General features: G+C 69.3%; 15 protein-coding genes and 1 other RNA gene. 13 read left to right on the top strand and 3 right to left on the bottom strand.

All coding sequences use genetic code 11. The annotated features are described in order from the left end of the window. Positions 1–64 precede the first annotated feature (64 nt). Positions 65–2,092 carry a glycogen debranching protein gene (locus tag ACO0E1_RS17250; RefSeq protein ID WP_422875290.1) on the bottom strand — a complete coding sequence of 676 codons (2,028 nt, stop codon included), beginning with the start codon at positions 2,090–2,092 and terminating at the stop codon, positions 65–67. Between the two features lie 59 nt (positions 2,093–2,151). On the opposite strand from ACO0E1_RS17250, the gene ACO0E1_RS17245 reads away from it, so the two are divergent. The 11 genes from ACO0E1_RS17245 to ACO0E1_RS17195 all read left to right on the top strand — a co-directional run bounded on the left by ACO0E1_RS17245 (position 2,152) and on the right by ACO0E1_RS17195 (position 12,039). After that, positions 2,152–3,315, top strand: coding sequence for a cysteine desulfurase family protein (locus tag ACO0E1_RS17245; protein WP_422875289.1), 1,164 nt, complete (start codon positions 2,152–2,154; stop codon positions 3,313–3,315). 9 nt (positions 3,316–3,324) lie between these two features. Continuing rightward, complete coding sequence (locus tag ACO0E1_RS17240; RefSeq protein ID WP_422875288.1) at positions 3,325–3,795, top strand: 2'-5' RNA ligase family protein; 471 nt, start codon at positions 3,325–3,327, stop codon at positions 3,793–3,795. 134 nt (positions 3,796–3,929) lie between these two features. Continuing rightward, on the top strand, positions 3,930–4,934 hold the full coding sequence (locus ACO0E1_RS17235; RefSeq protein ID WP_422875287.1) for an alpha/beta hydrolase: 1,005 nt from the start codon (positions 3,930–3,932) through the stop codon (positions 4,932–4,934). A gap of 9 nt (positions 4,935–4,943) precedes the next feature. After that, positions 4,944–5,306, top strand: a complete 363-nt coding sequence (locus ACO0E1_RS17230; protein WP_422875286.1) for a hypothetical protein — start codon at positions 4,944–4,946, stop codon at positions 5,304–5,306. A gap of 90 nt (positions 5,307–5,396) precedes the next feature. Then, positions 5,397–6,506, top strand: coding sequence for a peptide chain release factor 2 (gene prfB / locus ACO0E1_RS17225; protein WP_422875285.1), 1,110 nt, complete (start codon positions 5,397–5,399; stop codon positions 6,504–6,506). Positions 6,507–6,567: 61 nt separating this feature from the next. Further along, complete coding sequence (gene ftsE, locus ACO0E1_RS17220; RefSeq protein WP_281264836.1) at positions 6,568–7,326, top strand: cell division ATP-binding protein FtsE; 759 nt, start codon at positions 6,568–6,570, stop codon at positions 7,324–7,326. After that, complete coding sequence (ftsX, locus tag ACO0E1_RS17215; protein ID WP_422875284.1) at positions 7,323–8,237, top strand: permease-like cell division protein FtsX; 915 nt, start codon at positions 7,323–7,325, stop codon at positions 8,235–8,237. Before ftsE ends, ftsX begins: the two co-directional genes overlap by 4 nt. Positions 8,238–8,383: 146 nt before the next feature. Next, positions 8,384–8,860 carry an SsrA-binding protein SmpB gene (gene smpB, locus ACO0E1_RS17210; protein ID WP_144765472.1) on the top strand — a complete coding sequence of 159 codons (477 nt, stop codon included), beginning with the start codon at positions 8,384–8,386 and terminating at the stop codon, positions 8,858–8,860. A 96-nt stretch (positions 8,861–8,956) separates the two neighbouring features. Then, positions 8,957–9,334: a transfer-messenger RNA gene (gene ssrA / locus ACO0E1_RS17205) on the top strand. A gap of 136 nt (positions 9,335–9,470) precedes the next feature. Further along, the gene (locus ACO0E1_RS17200) at positions 9,471–10,244 is read left to right on the top strand and encodes a hypothetical protein (RefSeq protein ID WP_422875283.1); all 774 of its coding nucleotides are present in this window, start codon (positions 9,471–9,473) and stop codon (positions 10,242–10,244) included. A gap of 127 nt (positions 10,245–10,371) precedes the next feature. Next, positions 10,372–12,039 carry an APC family permease gene (locus ACO0E1_RS17195; RefSeq protein ID WP_422875282.1) on the top strand — a complete coding sequence of 556 codons (1,668 nt, stop codon included), beginning with the start codon at positions 10,372–10,374 and terminating at the stop codon, positions 12,037–12,039. Positions 12,040–12,175: 136 nt separating this feature from the next. Here the strand turns inward: ACO0E1_RS17195 and ACO0E1_RS17190 are convergent, their stop codons facing one another. Together ACO0E1_RS17190 and ACO0E1_RS17185 are read right to left on the bottom strand one after the other, a co-directional pair. Next, positions 12,176–13,483: an LLM class flavin-dependent oxidoreductase gene (locus ACO0E1_RS17190; RefSeq protein WP_422875281.1), complete on the bottom strand. Its 1,308-nt coding sequence runs from the start codon at positions 13,481–13,483 to the stop codon at positions 12,176–12,178. Next, entirely contained in the window at positions 13,484–14,866 is a 1,383-nt protein-coding gene (locus tag ACO0E1_RS17185; protein ID WP_422875280.1) for an O-acetylhomoserine aminocarboxypropyltransferase/cysteine synthase family protein, read from the bottom strand. It lies immediately after the preceding gene. 101 nt (positions 14,867–14,967) lie between these two features. On the opposite strand from ACO0E1_RS17185, the gene ACO0E1_RS17180 reads away from it, so the two are divergent. Both ACO0E1_RS17180 and ACO0E1_RS17175 read left to right on the top strand, forming a co-directional pair. Beyond that, a complete protein-coding gene (locus ACO0E1_RS17180) occupies positions 14,968–15,543 on the top strand; it encodes a uridine kinase family protein (protein ID WP_422875279.1) in 576 nt (191 codons plus the stop codon). Positions 15,544–15,592: 49 nt separating this feature from the next. Further along, positions 15,593–16,807 (top strand): amidohydrolase family protein, encoded by a 1,215-nt coding sequence (locus ACO0E1_RS17175; protein ID WP_422875278.1) that lies wholly within the window; start codon positions 15,593–15,595, stop codon positions 16,805–16,807. The last annotated feature ends 15 nt before the right edge of the window (positions 16,808–16,822 follow it).

Below are 16,822 nucleotides of genomic sequence, written 5' to 3'. Positions count from 1 at the left end.
ACCCCCTACGCGCGAATCGACCACCCACCGGGGCGGCGGACGCCAGCGGGCGTACGCCTGCGCGTCAGACGATCTCGAACACGTGGATGCCCGGGCCGTACGCGGTGAACACCGTGCCGGCCGGACGATGCCGGTCGTGGTCGCGGTGCTTCTCGCTCGACCACGCCAGGCGGTAGGCGAGCACGTCGTCCCGCACCGGCAGCGTCAGGTCGCGTGTCCGGCCGCTGCCGTGCACCACGACGAGCACCCGGTCGTACGGCTCGTGCTCCGGTGTCGACTCGACGAAGTACTGCAGCGCTCGATGGATCGGCTGGTCCCACCACTCACCGGTCATCGGACCGCCGTCGGGGCCGTACCACGTCATCCGCGAGGCCGATGGGGTGACCTGCCCGTCGACCCCGTAGCGCGACGGTCGGAGCGCCGGGTGGGCGGCACGGAGCGCCGTCAGCGCGGCGACCGTCTCGGTCATCGACTCGGCGTCCTCGTTCGTCGACCAGTCCACCGGCGTCAGGTCGTCGGACACCACGTACGCGTTGTTGTTGCCGTGCTGCGTGCGGCTCCGCTCGTCACCGGCGGTCAGCATGGGCACGCCGGCGGAGAGCAGGAGCGTGCCGAGCAGGTTCCGCATCGAGCGACCGCGGGCGGCCCGGACGCCGCGGTCCTCGGTCGGTCCCTCCACTCCGTGGTTGAACGAACGGTTGTCGTTCGTCCCGTCGCGGTCGTCCTCGCCGTTCGCCGCGTTGTGCTTGTGGTCGTACGCCGTCAGGTCGTGCAGCGTGAAGCCGTCGTGCGCGGTGACGAAGTTGATGCCGGCGAGTGGCCCCCGTGGCACGCCGAAGAGGCTCCGCGAACCGGTCAGGGCCCCGGCGAGCGGACCGATCCCGGCACCGGGCACGCCCGTGCGCCGCTCCTGCGCCACGTCGGTCAGCCAGAACTGTCGGACCGTGTTCCGGAACCCGTCGTTCCACTCGCTCGCGCGCTCGCCGAAGTGGCCCGTCCGCCAGCCGTCCGGCCCGACGTCCCACGGCTCGGCGATGACGAGCACGTCCTGCAGGTCCTCGTGGTTCCGGATGCGCTCCAGCAGGGGGTGATCAGGGGCGAACACGTGGTCGGCGTCGCGGGCGAGGGCGGCCATCAGGTCGAAGCGGAACCCGTCGACCTGCATCTCACGCGCCCAGTACCGGAGGCTGTCGACGACGAGGTCGGCGGTGGCCTCCACCGAGGTGTCGAGCGTGTTCCCGCAGCCGGTGGTGTCGTAGTACGTCTCGTCGGCGGCCCAGCGGTAGCGGTTCGCGCCGTCGATGCCGCGGAGCGACGACGTCGGACCGCCGAGGCCCTCCTCCGCGGTGTGGTTGTAGACCACGTCCAGCACGACCTGGATGCCGGCCTCGTGCAGGAGTCGGACCATGCCCTTGAACTCGCGGAGCACCCCGTCGGCACCCTGCTCACGTGCCGCCGCCGAGGCGTACCCCGCGTGCGGCGCGAAGAACCCGAGGGTGTTGTAGCCCCAGGCGTTCTCGCGGCCGGCCTCCCGCAGCCAGTGCTCGGTGTCGAACGCCTGCACGGGGAGGAGCTCGAGCGTCGTCACGCCGATGCGGTGCAGGTGCGCGATGGTGCTCTCGTGCGCGACGCCGGCGTAGGTCCCGCGGAGGTGTTCCGGCACCGCGTGGTTCGCGCTCGTCAGCGTCCGGACGTTCGCCTCGTAGACGACGACGCGGTCGAGCGGCACCTCGGGCTTGCCGACCTCGCCCCAGTCGAAGGACCCGTCCACGACGACGCTCGTCCAGCGGTCCTCGCCGTCGCTCGGCACGATGCCGCGTGCGTACGGGTCGAGCAGGGGCCGCGTGCCGTCGAACTCGTGCCGCGGTCCCTCGGGTCCGTCGACGAGCAGGTGGTACGTGTCACCGACCCGGACCCCGTCGACGCTCCCGGTCCAGAGGTCGGTGCCGTCGACCCGCTCCAGGGCGACCGATCCGCGGCCGTCGACGACGAGCGTCGCCGAGGTCGCGGACGCCGAGCGCATGCAGAAGCGCGCGGTGCCGTCGGGGCCCAGGAGGAGCCCCTGGGACGTCTCGATCGCGGTCTCGTGCACCCGACAAGGGTACGAGGACCGACGGGTATCCTGAAAACGCTCGAAAAGGGGGTACCTGCGTGCCGGTCTACCTCGACCACGCTGCGACGACACCGATCCTGCCGGAGGCGCTCGCCGCCTTCACGGATGCGCTCGCGACCGTCGGCAACCCGTCGTCGATCCACAGCGCCGGTCAGCGCGCCAAGATGCTGCTCGAGGACGGCCGAGCACGCGTCGCCGCGTCCCTCGACGCCGAACCGGTGGAGGTCGTCTTCACCTCCGGCGGCACAGAGAGCATCAACCTCGCGATCAAGGGCCTCTACTGGGCCAGGCAGCAGGACCGGCCGCGGCCCCGCATCGTCGTCGCCGCGGGGGAGCACCACGCGACCGTCGACACCGTCGACTGGCTCGAACGCCACGACGGAGCGGTCGTCGACGTGGTCCCGTTGGACACGGACGGTCGCGTCGACCTCGCCGGACTGGAGGCACGGCTCGCCTCCGCCGACGACGTCGCCCTGGTCACGTTCCTCTGGGCCAACAACGAGGTCGGCACGATCCAGCCGGTCACCTCGATCGTCGCGCTGGCGCACGCCGCCGGCGTCCCCGTGCACTCCGACGCCGTGGCTGCATACGGGCAGGTCCCCGTCTCCTTCCGAGTGTCCGGGTTGGATGCCCTGAGCGTCTCCGCGCACAAGATCGGCGGGCCCGTCGGCATCGGGGCGCTCGTCCTCGGGCGGACCGCGACCGTCGAGCCGCTCATCCACGGTGGCGGGCAGCAGCGGCAGGTCCGCAGCGGGACGCAGGACGCCCCGGCGGCGATCGCGTTCGGTGTCGCCGCGTCCGCCCCGCACGCCGACGTCCGGGTGCTCCGTGACCGCCTGATCGCCGGCGTGCTCGAGGCGGTGCCGTCCGCCGTGCTCCGCGGCGACCGCGTCGACCGACTGCCCGGCAACGCGCACTTCACCTTCCCGGGCTGCGAGGGCGACTCGCTGCTCTTCCTGCTCGACGCGGCAGGGGTCGCCGTGTCGACCGGATCGGCGTGCCAAGCGGGCGTCCCCGAGGCGTCACACGTGTTGCTCGCGATGGGTCTGTCGGAGGACGAGGCCCGCGGAGCGCTCCGCATCACGCTCGGACACACCTCGACCGACGCCGACGTCGATGCGTTCCTCGCGGCGCTGCCCGAAGCGGTGGCGCGGGCGGGTGCTGCTGGCATGGCATCTCGGGCGCCCTTGCTGGGGCGGTGACGGCGCCGGATGGACAGGCTGGTCGTCGTGGGAACGCCTGAGCGCTTGCCCGGAACTGTCGATCGCTCGAACTGGCCCGTGCACGTGACCGTCCTGCCGAACTTCGTCGTCGACGGCCCCACGGTCGCTGCAGTGACGTCGATCGTGCGCGAGGCCGCTGACCGACAGTCGGCGTTCGACGTCGACCTGGGACCACGCGCCATGTTCGGTCCGGGCCGTGACGTCCCGGTGCTGTTGGCCGAACACCCGGTCTTCCACGCACTGCACGGATCGTTGTCCGGATCGGTCGAGTCGCTGTCGGGATTCGTCCCCGACCATGCCGATTACTGGGGAGGGGGCTACCGGCCTCACGCAACGGTCGTGTCTGGAGCGGAGTCAGCGGACGGGCGGCAGCTCAGCGTCACGAACCTCGCGGTGGTGTCCCTCACCGGTCCCCGGGCACGCATGCTCCGGAACTACCCGCTCGCTGCCCGGTCGTAGCGGGCGGACCGGCACCAGGACGGGTGGGTGCGCTACAGTCGTCGGCAGAGGGAAAAAACCCGCTCTGCTCCGGCGGATCGGATCGCACACGCGTCTCACGGGAGTCGCCACTTCTTCATCGAAGGAGTCCGCCCGTGCCCGATCAGATCACCGTGACCGACCTCATCGTCCGTCCGCCGTTCGACGCCGAACTCGCCGTGTTCCTCACCGCGCTCGAAGCCCGCGGCCCCTTCACCATCACCGAGGAGATGCTGCCCCACATGCGGCAGCTCGACGTGCCCGAGGAGGTCCTCGACGAACGCCTGCGGTCGCGCGGGTACCAACGGCGGAACGTCACGGTTCCCGGCCACCTCGGTGACCCGATCGACCTCGCGATCATCGACCGCATCGAGCGCACCGGCACGACCGCGGCCGTCTACACGATCCACGGCGGGGGCATGGTGTTCGGGCACCACCTCGGGAACCTCGACGGCTACGACGACTGGCTCCTCGACCACGACGTCGTCCTCGTCAGCGTCGACTACCGGCTCGCACCCGAGCACCCGGACCCCTACCCGGTCGAGGACTGCTACGCCGGCCTGGTCTGGGTGGCCGAGCACGCCGCCGAGCTCGACATCGACCCGGCACGGATCGTCATCGCGGGACAGAGCGCCGGCGGCGGCCTCGCAGCAGGAACGGCGCTCCTCGCACGCGACAGGAAGGGGCCGGAGCTGATGGCACAGATCCTCGTGTCCCCGATGCTCGACGATCGCGACGACACCGTGTCCACCATGCAGATCGACGGCGTCGGGGTCGCAGACCGTCGGATGACCCGCTTCGGCTGGGATGCGTACCTCGGGGATCGCCGCGCCACGGCCGACGTGTCCGTCTACGCCGCGCCGGCTCGTGCGACGGACCTGTCCGCGCTCCCGAAGACCTACATCGACTGCGGGAGTACTGAGGTCTTCCGGGACGAGGACGTCGCCTACGCCAGTCGCCTCTGGGCATCCGGGGTCGATGCAGAGCTACACGTCTGGCCCGGGGCGTTCCACGGCTTCACGAGCATGGTGCCCGACGCCGCGATCTCGAAGACCGCGACCGCAGCACTCGCGGACTGGACCACGCGGCTGCTCGGCGCTCCGTCCCCGATCGCGCCCTAGGCTTGCCGGATGCTCTCCCGACGCGAAGCGGCCATCCGGCTCGACATCCCCCTCGAGATGGCGACCCATCACGGGATCCCCGCACGCCTCAGTGAAGCGGAGCTCGAGGCGATCGAGCAGGACCCGCCCGCCTGGCTCGTGCAGTCCCGCGCGAACCGCACGGGGAAGAAGAAGGTCTGGATCCGTCTGGAGTGCGTGGTCTGCGGGTACGCGGAGGACGCCCGGCCGAAGAAGTGGTGGCCCGACTGGGACTACCTGATGTGCGACTACCACGTGCCGTACCAGGCCCCGGACCCCACGGCGGGGCTCACCCGGCGCGAGGTCGAGGGCATCGGCAGCCGGTTCGTCGCCCTCGTCGACGAGAAGCCGTAGCGGGGATCGGGACCGGCGGGGCGGACGCGCACCCAGCCTCCTGTCCGGACGGTCGGCCGTGTCGGACGCACGCCGGTAGGATCGGTGACCATGGTCGAACTGGACTTCACCGAGCAGCTCTCCGCACTCCGAGAGACCTTCGGCAACATCCGCTCGGTGGTCGACGTCGACCGCCTGGAGCGTGACATCGCCGATCTCAGCGAGCAGGCGGGTGCCCAGGATCTCTGGGACGACGTCGAGCACGCGCAGCAGGTGACGAGCGCGCTCTCGCACCGGCAGTCGGAGCTCAAGAAGATCACCGACACGCAAGCGCGCATCGACGACCTCGAGGTGCTGGTCGAGATGGCGAACGAGGCCGACGACCAGGACTCCGCCGACGAGGCCGCCGCCGAGCTCAAGGCGATCACCAAGACGATGGGCGACCTCGAGGTGCAGACGCTCCTCGACGGCGAGTACGACGACCGTCCCGCCGTCATCACGATCCGCGCAGGTGCCGGTGGTGTCGACGCGGCGGACTTCGCCGAGATGCTCATGCGCATGTACCTGCGGTACGCCGAGCAGCACGGCTACAAGACCACCGTGATGGACACGTCCTACGCCGAAGAAGCGGGGATCAAGTCCGCCACGTTCGAGGTGGACGCCCCGCACGCCTTCGGCACGCTGTCGGTCGAGGCCGGCACGCACCGACTGGTCCGGATGTCGCCGTTCGGTGCCGCCGGCAAGCGCCAGACGTCCTTCGCAGCCGTCGAGGTCATCCCGCTCATGCCGGAAACCGCCGTCATCGACATCCCGGAGAACGACATCCGCGTGGACGTCTTCCGCTCGTCCGGTCCTGGTGGGCAGTCGGTCAACACGACCGACTCCGCTGTGCGCCTGACGCACATCCCCACCGGCACCGTGGTCTCGATGCAGAACGAGAAGTCGCAGATCCAGAACCGTGCTGCGGCCATGCGCGTGCTGCAGTCACGCCTGCTCCTCCTGAAGAAGGAAGAGGAGAACGCGAAGAAGAAGGAGCTCGCCGGCAACATCACGGCGAGCTGGGGTGACCAGATCCGCTCGTACGTCCTGGCGCCGTACCAGATGGTCAAGGACCTCCGCAGCGAGCACGAGGTGAACAACCCCTCAGCGGTGTTCGACGGCGACCTGGACGGGTTCATCAACGCCGGCATCCGCTGGCGGAAGCAATCCGTGGAGTCCTGAGCTCACTCGTGCCGCGCGCCTGGCTTGCTTTCCAAGCGGGGCGACCTACCCTGATCCGGTCATGATCAAATTCGACCAGGTCACCAAGGTGTACTCGGGCAACCCGAGTCCAGCGCTCGACAACATCACCCTCGAGATCCTCAAGGGCGAGTTCGTCTTCCTCGTCGGCGCGTCCGGCTCCGGGAAGTCGAGCTTCCTGCGCCTCGTGCTCAAGGAGGAGAAGCCGTCGCGCGGGCAGATCCACGTGCTCGGCCAACGCCTCGGCGCCCTGTCCTCGCGGAAGGTGCCGTACTTCCGACGGAACCTCGGCGTGGTCTTCCAGGACTTCCGACTCCTGCCGAACAAGACCGTCTTCGACAACGTCGCGTTCTCGCTGCAGGTCATCGGCAAGAGCAAGGGCTTCATCAGCGAGGCCGTCACCGACGTGCTCAAGCTCGTCGGGCTGAACGGCAAGGCGACCCGCATGCCGCATGAGCTCTCCGGTGGTGAGCAGCAGCGCGTGGCGATCGCCCGTGCCGTCGTGAACAAGCCGTCGGTGCTCCTCGCGGACGAGCCGACCGGCAACCTCGACCCGACGACCTCGGCGGGCATCATGGCGCTCCTCGAACGCATCAACCAGGGAGGCACCACCGTGCTCATGGCGACGCACGACGCCAGCATCGTGAACCAGATGCAGCGCCGGGTCATCGAGCTCTCCGGCGGCACCGTCCTCCGCGACGAGCAGTCCGGCGGGTACCAGACCCAGGCGCTCCCGACCATCCAGCAGGCCGGCGTCTCGAACACCACCGGCATCCAGACCATCCCGGGGCTCATCCGATGAGGCTCGGGCTCGTCATGTCCGAGGTCGGTTCCGGCCTCCGACGCAACGCCTCGATGGTCGTCTCGGTCGTCCTGGTCACCTTCATCTCGCTGACCTTCGTCGGCACGGCGATCCTGCTCCAGATGCAGATCAACCAGATGAAGGGGTACTGGTACGACCGGGCCCAGGTCGCGGTCTACCTCTGCACGGACACCGACACCACCGGAAACTGCACCGGCGCCAAGGCAACCGACGACCAGCGGAAGCAGGTCGAGGAGCAGCTCAAGGGCTCGACGCTCGCGCCGTACATCGAGAAGACGTACTACGAGGACCAGCAGCAGGCGTACGACCGCTTCAAGCAGCAGTTCAAGGACTCGCCTGCCACGGAGTTCGTCAAGCCCGAGTACCTCAACGAGACGTACTGGGTGAACCTCAAGAACCCGTCGCAGGCGGACGTCCTGCAGGAGAGCCTGTCGAAGGTCGCCGGCGTGCAGAGCGTTGTCGACCAGCGTGGGTACCTGCAACCGATCTTCAACCTGTTGAACGCGTCCTCCTACACGGCCATCGGCATCGCGGCGCTCATGCTCGTCGCGGCCGTCCTGCTGATCGCGACGACGATCCGGTTGTCGGCGTTCAGTCGACGGCGAGAGCTCGGCATCATGCGACTCGTGGGTGCGTCGAACCGGTTCATCCAGACACCCTTCGTGCTCGAGGGGGTGATCGCGGCGGCCATCGGAGCGGTCCTGGCCGGTGGTGCGATCACCGCTGTGGTCTGGTTCTTCGTCCGCAACTACCTGACGAAGCGATTCTCCGGCACCGCGTTCATCGGGATGAGCGACGCGGCGGTCGTCGTGCCGGCGGTGATCGTCATCGGGGTGGTCCTCGCGGCGGTGTCGGCGTCGATCGCGATCCGCCGGTACCTCAAGGTCTAGCCGAACGGTCCGTGCCGCGCGGTCGCGTGGCCGCGCGGACTGCCACCACGCGGACGGGCGGCGCGCCGGGAAGGTGCGCCGCCTGTCCGGTGTTCGCTAGTCTGTAGGGCTGCACCCCCGCAGCGACCGTTCGAGAGGAGACGCGCATGGCGAAGGAACGCGGCGAGAAGATCGTGGCGACCAACCGTCGCGCGCGCCACGACTACCTGATCGAGGACACGTACGAAGCGGGCATGGTGCTCTCGGGCACCGAGGTGAAGTCGCTCCGCGAAGGGCGTGCGTCGCTCGTGGACGGGTACGCCTTCGTCGACGGGGGAGAAGCATGGCTCGATGCCGTGCACATCCCCGAGTACACCGAGGGGACGTGGAACAACCACGCCCCGCGGCGCAAGCGGAAGCTGCTCCTCCACAAGCAGGAGATCGTGAAGATCTCGCACAAGACCCAGCAGGGCGGCTACACGCTTGTCCCGCTGCAGATCTACTTCCACGACGGTCGTGCCAAGGTCGAGATCGCGGTCGCGAAGGGCAAGCGCGAGTTCGACAAGCGCCAGGCCCTGCGCGAGAAGACGGACAAGCGTGAGGCCGAACGGGCCATGCGCAGCCGGAACCGCCTCGGAGAGTAGCGGCGCGAGCCGTTCCTCGGTAGACTGAACAGCTGCGTGCGAGAGCGGGCATTCAGAACTCCACAGTGTGACAGCGGCTCGCTGTTCGGCCCCCATGGGGATGATCGGTTTCGACATCGCCTGTGTGCCGACGGGAAGCGGGCCGAGGACCCACGGTTATCTCGTTAACGATCCGTGGAAAACAACAAGTGCCAATTCCAAGCGCACTGACTTCGCTCTCGCTGCGTAAGCAGCCCAGCACATGAAGTCCGTCGGCCAGGTGATCGTCTCCTAACCTGAGTTCCGGCGTCATCCAGGGGGCTTGCTGCACGGTTGCGCCTCAGGGCCGTGCGGGACTTGCACTGAGACTGGGCCCGTCGTCCTAGAAGCCGGTAGCAAAGGACGGGGCCGAGCAGAACGAATCATCCGGATACGCCCGTAGAAGACGTCGAATTGCAGCGATGGACGGGGGTTCGATTCCCCCCATCTCCACCATCGCCGGACGACGGCCGCTGTCACACTCGTGGACACCACGAAATCAGACCCACCAGGGCAGTTCACCTCGGAGGACTACGCTCCGGGCAAGGCGCGAGGACACGCCCGCGCCGCCCGTCGAGTGGAAGGTCTTGTCGTGCAGGAGATCGCGATCCGTGTCCGGCTGCGAGAGCAGGAACGAGTCGGCCTGGCCGAGTACGAGCGCATCGTGGGGTCCGTGGCGACCGTCGCAGCGCTCACGGCATGGTTGCCCACCCCCGACGCCCGCCTGGTGATCCGCGGCCGTGGTGCAGAACCGGTCCGCCTCGAGACGGTGTCGTACGGGTCGACGTTCGAGATGCTCGTGGTCCTCGACCAGCGCAGCGCCGCCGTCGAGCGGGCCGCCGCGACCGTGGCCGCCCTCATCGAGTCGGTGCGGTACGAGCACGTCGAGGACGACGTCTCCGGTGTCGCCGGCGAGCTCGACCGCCTCGACCGTTCCGCGCCCCGTGGACGCTCGGTTGCCGAGCGGTCCCTCCGTGCGTTCCTCGAGGGGGCACGTGCCGACGTGCTGGCTCGCAAGAGCACGACGCGCCTCCGTGCAGCGTCCGCGCTGGTCCGACTGGCCGAGGACGCCGCCGAGATCACCGTCGAACGCGTCGAGGACGCGCTGGCGTCGGAGCTCACGGAGCGGCCCGTCGACGTCCTCGCCGACACCGGCGCCGCGGTCGTCGTCGAGCCCGTGGACGGGATCGAAGCGCCGGAGGAACCGTCGAAGCGGGACGAGCCCGGCTCTGCCGACAAGAAGCAGGCGAAGAAGAAGTCCAAGGACAAGGACAAGGACAAGGACGACAAGAAGAAGCCGTCGAAGAAGAAGTCCAAGGACAAGGACGACAAGAAGAAGCCGAAGAAGAAGGCGAAGAAGAAGTAGCCTGAGTGCTTATACAGGGCATTTGTTTCCACCTCGTTAACAAATCGTCCGAGATCGCCACCAAGTGCCAGAGTCGATGACCACGACCCCTGAAGAAGGGGTCGTGGTCATCTCGACAGGAGCAACAGTGGCAACATCGACAGCACAGGCGCTGCCCGACTCAGGGCTCAAGCGCAACGTCGGCTTCATCGGCCTCATCTGGGCCTCGACCGGTTCGATCATCGGATCCGGATGGCTCTTCGGCTCGCAGGAAGCACTGAAGACCGCCGGTCCCGCCGCGATCATCTCGTGGCTCATCGGCGGCGTCGCGATCCTCGTCCTCGCACTCGTGCACGCCGAACTCGGCGGCATGTTCCCGATCGCGGGTGGAACAGCGCGGTTCCCCCACATCGCGTTCGGTGGCGTCGCGGGCGCATCCTTCGGCTGGTTCTCGTGGCTGCAGTCCGTGACGGTCGCCCCGATCGAGGTCGAGGCGATGATCAAGTACGCCCAGCACTGGGAGTTCGCCCATCCGTGGTTGCACACCACCACGATCGACGGTGAGACCCAGCAACTCCTCACCGGCTCCGGCATCGCGGTCGCCATCGTCCTGATGGCCGTCGTGACCGTGATCAACATGCTGAGCGTCCGGATCCTCGCGAACACGAACTCGGCCGCGACCTGGTGGAAGGTCGCCATCCCCCTGCTCGTCATCATCGTGCTGGCGTTCAGTGGCTTCCACGGCTCGAACTTCACCGCGGCGAACGGGTTCATGCCCGAGGGCGCGAAGGGCATCCTGGCGGCAGTGTCGACGTCGGGCATCATCTTCGCGTTCCTCGGCTTCGAGCAGGCGGACCAGCTCGCGGGCGAGGCGAAGAACCCGAAGCGGGACATCCCGCGCGCCGTCATCGGTTCGGTGCTCATCGGGCTCGTGATCTACCTGCTGCTGCAGATCGTGTTCCTCGGCGTGCTGCGCTCCGACGCGATCCGGGGCTCGTGGGCGACCGCGGACTTCACGAAGTACACCGGTCCGTTCGCGGACATCGCGATGGCGGCGGGCATCACCTGGTTGGCCGTGGTCATCTTCATCGACGCGATCATCTCGCCGGCCGGTACCGGGCTCATCTACGTCACGGCCACGTCCCGCATCTCCTACGGGCTCAGCCGCAACGGCTACTTCCCGAAGGCGTTCGAGTGGACGACGAAGCAGGGTGTGCCGTGGGTCGGCCTCATCGTGGCGTTCGTCGTCGGGTGCGCCTGCTTCGCGCCGTTCCCGTCGTGGCAGGGCCTCGTCAGCCTCATCACGAGTGCGTCCGTCCTGATGTACGCGGGGGCGCCGCTGGCGCTCGGTGCGTTCCGGAAGCGCATCCCCGAGATCGAGCGGCCGTACCGCATGCCGATCGCGTCGGTGCTGTCGCCGATCGCGTTCATCGTCGCCAACCTCATCATCCTCTGGACCGGGTGGGACACGGACTGGAAGCTCGGCGTCGCGATCCTCATCGGCGCCGTGGTGATCATCCTGAACAACGTGTTCCGCGGCGCATCGAGCGTCCGGCCGCGCTGGGACTGGAAGGCGGCGCAGTGGCTGCTGCCGTACCTGATCGGCATGGGGCTCATCGTGTTCCTCAGCGACTTCGGTCCGCTGACGCACCCGGTGTTCCCGCTGTGGATCGACATCGTCGTGGTCGCCGTGTTCTCGCTGGTGGTCTACTACTGGGCGATCAACTCGGCGTCGCCGCGTGAGGAGATCCTCCGGACCGCCGAGGACGTCCGCGACACCGAGGAGTCGTCCGTCGTCGAACCCGTCCACCACTGACGAGAGCGCAGGAACGGCGACCGGTACGGGTGCCGGCTCGCCGTTCCTGCGCACTCGCGGCCGGCAGGCGACCAGCAGACGGACGGGAGGCTCGTGGCGGCGCCGCCACGAGCCTCCCGTCCGTTGCGTGACGCGACTAGAAGTCGAACAGGTTCGCGCGGATCCCGCCGGCCCCGTACTCACGCCGGAGCAGCCCACGCTGCCGGAGCACCGGCACCAGGTCACCGAACATCCGGTACACCTGCGCCGGGTGCAGGTCGCCGGAGAAGATGATGCCGTCGTTGTCCGCGTCGGACCCGAGCTCCTCGATGAAGTCCGCGAACTCGTCAGCGGTGCCGACGAAGCCCGCACGATCGGAGACCCGACCCTTCCTGGCCTTCCTGGTCAGGAGTTCGCGGAGCGGAGCGTCGGGCGTGTCACCGACCAGGCCGCGGATCGTCCCAGCGGAGACGTGGTCCCCGAAGGTCCCGTCCGGGATCGGCGCGTCGAGGTCGAGCGCGAGCAGGTCCGTCTCGGAGTCGCTCGACCAGGCGATCGCCGCCGTCCGGAGATCGTCGTCCGACGGGTGCCGCGACGCGTCGACGATCCGGTCGGCCTCTGCCGCCGAGACGGTGATCTCGGGCTTGAGGACGAACAGGATGCGCAGGTCGGCGGCGGTGCGGCCGGCCTCGAGCGCGGCGGCGATCACCCGCGCGCGGTAGTCCGACACCGCCGATGCGGACAGCGGCGCGAGCGCGAGCTGCACGTCGGAGTGCGTCCCGGCGAAGCCCAGCCCGCGACCGGAGCCGCCGGGGGAGACGACGATCGGGTCGGCGTCGAGCGGCAGCGCGTTGAGCGGGCCGTCAGCGGTGAAGTACGCGCCCTCGTGGTGGAACGCGTCGAGCTGCTCGCCGTCGGCGAAGTGCCAGTCCGGACGCGATCCGACGTACCCGTCGGACCCCCATGAACGCCAGAACCGCCGGAGCAGGGTGATCCACTCCTCGGCCCGGTCGTACGCCTGGTCGTGGGGGAGCGGTGGGAGTCCCGCGTGCCGGGCGCTGCCGACGTCCGTGACGACGTTGATCCCGAGTCGCTCGGACGACAGGTGCGCCAGCGTGGCGAACTGCCGAGCGGCGAGGTACGGCGGGGTGATCCCGGCGTTCACCGTCGGCGCGATGCCGATGTGCGAGGTCGCCGCGAAGAGGTACGGCGCGAGCAGCAGCGGGTCGTGCTTCGGGCCGCCGTACGCCTGGCGGATGCGGAGATCGAGCGTCGAGGGGTTCCCGAGCGAGATCGCGTCCTCCGCGATCACCAGGTCCATCCCCGCTTGCTCGAGGGCCCGGACGGACTGCTGGTACAGGTCGGGCTTCGTCCAGTCGTGGCCCCAGTCCCAGTCGGACCGGCCCCACGCCTGCGGGCCGAACCCGCGCGAGAAGAAGTACCCGAAGTGTTGCAGGTCCGCCATCTAGAGCTCCTCGGCGATCACGTGCCGCCCTGGGACCGAGTGTTCCAGGGAGGCGAGCTCCGTGTCGGAGCCGCGCCGAGCCTCCAGACCGCCCCGCAGTGCGGCGAAGCCGCGCTCCAGGTCGCGGATCAGGTCCGCGACGTCCTCGATGCCGATCGACAGCCGGATCAGTCCGTCGTCGATGCCCTGCGCCGCGCGTTCCTCCGGCGTCCGCCCGGCGTGCGTCGTCGTGGCCGGGTGCAGCACGAGCGAGCGGACGTCGCCCAGGTGGGTCATCCGGCTGAACAGCTGCACCGCGTCGATGAAGGTGCGCGCGGCCGGCTCGCCGCCGGCGAGCGTGAACGCGAACACCGACCCGGCTCCGCGGGGAAGGTACCGCTCCGCCAGGTCGTGGAACGGACTGGAGGCAAGGCCGGCGTGGTCGACGCTCGTCACCTCCGGCTGCTGGTCCAGCCATTCCGCGACGGCCAGCGCGTTCGCGCTGTGACGCTCCACCCGCAGGCTCAGGGTCTCGATGCCCTGGCGGAGCAGGAACGCGTTGAACGGTGACGGCGTCGGGCCGATGCGGGAGCTGATGACGTCGCGTGCGAAGACGACGTACGCGCGGTTCCCGTACTTCTCCACGTAGCTCTGGCCGCCGAGCGCGCGTTCCGGGGTCGTCAGGTGCGTCCACCGCTCCGGGGAGGCGGACCAGTCGAACGTGCCACCGTCGACGACCACGCCGCCGAGGCCGGAGCCGTGGCCGCTGAGGAACTTTGACGCCGAGTGGATGACGATGTCCGCGCCGAAGTCGATCGGTCGGACCAGGTACGGCGTCGCGAGGGTGTTGTCGACGATGAGCGGGACGCCCGCCCGGTGCGCGGTGTCCGCGACGCCCGTGATGTCGAGCACGTCGTTCTTCGGGTTCGGGATCGTCTCCGCGAAGAACGCCTTGGTGTTCGGGCGGACCGCCGCCGCCCACGCGTCCAGGTCGCGTGCATCGGCCACGAAGTCGACCTCGATGCCGAGCCGACCGAGGTTCTGCAGCAGCAGGCCGCGGGTGCCCTCGTAGATGCTCTGGGCGCTGACGACGTGGTCGCCGGCCTGCAGGAGCCCGAGGAACGCCACCGTCGCCGCCGCCTGGCCGCTCGACACGAGGATCGACTCGGCCCCGCGCTCGAGCAACGCGATCCGACGCTCGACGTCGGCGTTCGTCGGGTTGCCGAGTCGGGTGTACGTGTACCCGTCGTCCGTGCCGGCGAAGCGGTCGCGGGCCTGCTCGAAGTCGTCGAAGAGGAAGCCGGACGACATGTGGATCGCGGGAACCCTCGCACCGTGTGCGGCGTCGGGGACGAACCCGCCGTGCACCTGCTCGGTCGCGAATCCGTGGTCGTCGTTCGACATGTGGTACCTCCGTGTGCGTTGTCACGTACTCTCGCAGGCTTCGCTTCGCGGATACTCCTTTGCGGCGCTCCGTTACATCCGCGGGACCCTACGCTGGGAGCGTGAACCCGGATCGCGCCCTCCTCGACCGGATCGAGTCCGAGGCCGTGCTCGCTGGTCGTCCGATCGTCATCGGTGTCTCCGGCTACTGCGGGTCGGGCAAGTCGACGCTCGCTCGTGCGTTGGTCGACGCCGTTCCGGACAGCGTCCGGATGCGCGGCGACGACTTCCTCGACCCGGCTCGCTCGCACCGTCGGTCGTCGGACTGGGACGGCGTCGAGCGAGTCCGTCTGCGGGACTCCGTGCTCCGACCGTTCCGCACGGGACGCGGGGGATCCTTCCGTCGGTACGACTGGTCCGTGCGGTCGCTCGGCGAGCCGGAACCCGTGCCGACCGCCCGTGTCATGGTCGTCGACCTCATCGGACTGTTCCACCCCGACACCGCCGACGAGCTCGATCTGCGGGTGTGGTGCGACCTCCCGCTCGAGACGGCGGTCGCACGCGGGATGGCGCGGGACCGAGCCCTGGGGCGTCCGCACGACGTGCTGTGGCGCGAGGTCTGGGCGCCGAACGAGCGCGAGTTCGAGGAACGGTTCGCGCCGCGCTCCCGCGCCGACGTCGTCGTGCCCACCGACTGAGGCGCGGCAACGGCGCGGGGGAGCGGAAGCGCTGTGCCAGCATGAGGGCATGGTGGACGACGACGTGGACCTGGTCATCCGAGACGTGCGGCCGTGGGGAGGCGCGTCCTCGGACATCGTGGTCAGCGGGTCGCGCATCGAGTCCGTGCTCCCGAGTGGCACGGCATCGACGGACGGCGCGCGGATCGTCGACGGGTGTGGCGTGCTCGCGCTGCCCGGTCTGGTGAACACCCATGCACACGCGGACAAGAGCTGGTGGGGACACCCGTGGGAGTCGTTCGGCGGGGAGTCGACGACCGAGGGGCGGATCGCGCACGAGCGTGCGCGCCGTGACGACCTCGGCATCCCGAGCGTCGCCATCGCGAAGCGGGTGCTGCAGGAGTACCTCCGCACCGGGACCACACGGGTCCGGACGCACGTGGACGTCGACCTCGGCCTGGGACTGCGCGGCATCGACGCCGTGCGGGAGGCAGCAGCCGAACTCGACGGGGCGATCGAGCTGTCGATCGTCGCGTTCCCGCAGGACGGCGTGCTGCGTCGACCCGGTGTGCTCGACCTGCTGCGCCAGGCCGCGGCGAACGGTGTGGAGCACATCGGGGGCCTCGACCCGTCGCTCATCGACCGCGACCCGGTCGGGCAGCTCGACGGACTGTTCGACATCGCCGCCGAGCACGGGGGCGGGATCGACATCCACCTGCACGAACCGGCGGACCTCGGCGCGTTCTCGTTCGACCTGGTGCTCGACCGGGTGGAACGGCACGGCATCGCCCCGGGGAAGGTCAACATCGCGCACGGCTTCGCGATCGTGGACCTCGACCCGGTTCGTCGGCGTGACCTGCTCGCTCGGATGGCCGGGCTCGGTGTGACGATGACGACCGTCGCGCCCGTCCGGATGCGGCAGCTGCCCCTGCACGAGTTCGACGAAGCAGGGGTGCGGTTCGGGCTCGGCACGGACGGCATCCGCGACCTGTGGAGCCCCTACGGCGACGGCGACCTGCTCGGCATCGCGTGGCAGTACGCGCGCGGCGGCGGGTACTCGCGCGACGAGGACATCACGCGGGTGGTGGAGCTCACCACGCGGGACGGTGCCCGGTTCGTCACCGACGAGGAGCACGACCTGGTCGCAGGTGCCCGCGCGGACGTCGTGCTCGTCGACGCGGAGAACCCCATGGACGCACTCGTCCGCCGGGTGCCGCGGTCGCTCGTCGTCGCCGGGGGCCGGGTGTTCGACCCAGCCGACCTCGCACGCCACCCCTGGGAGTGAGGGCAGGCGCGTTCG

The sequence above is a fragment of the Curtobacterium guangdongense genome (assembly GCF_049341845.1).
GTDB classification, from domain to species: Bacteria; Actinomycetota; Actinomycetes; order Actinomycetales; family Microbacteriaceae; genus Curtobacterium; species Curtobacterium guangdongense.
Note: the sequence above shows the minus strand (reverse complement) of the source record. Positions and strands in the feature narration are given on the sequence as shown.